Consider the following 392-nt stretch of genomic DNA (forward strand, 5'->3'; position numbering starts at 1 on the left):
CCCAAATTGTCCATGCGGGTGACCCGGATAGAGAAGGGCAGCTGCTAGTGGATGAAGTGATCGATTACTGCAAGGTGTCTAAGGCCAAGAAAGAGTCGATGGACAGGCTGCTGATCAGCGATTTGAACTTACCAGCCGTGAAGCGTGCGCTCTCTCAAATGCGCAGTAACCGAGACTTTATTCCACTGTCTATTTCTGCTTTAGCACGCTCTAGAGCCGATTGGTTATATGGCATGAACATGACCCGAGCTTACACCTTGCTTGGTCAAAAGGCGGGTTACCAAGGCGTGTTGTCGGTAGGGCGAGTGCAAACGCCAGTACTTGGTTTGGTGGTAAGACGTGATGAAGAAATTGAGAATTTCATTCCTAAAGATTACTTCACTCTACACGCT

Annotated in this window: 1 protein-coding gene; it reads left to right on the plus strand. The window is 48.7% G+C overall.

All coding sequences use genetic code 11. The annotated features are described in order from the left end of the window. Positions 1-392, plus strand: a 392-nt coding sequence (locus tag AB4512_RS22245) for a DNA topoisomerase (protein ID WP_372175712.1), incomplete at both ends; no start/stop codon positions are given.

Source organism: Vibrio sp. 10N.222.52.B7 (assembly GCF_041474275.1).
GTDB lineage: Bacteria > Pseudomonadota > Gammaproteobacteria > Enterobacterales > Vibrionaceae > Vibrio > Vibrio crassostreae_C.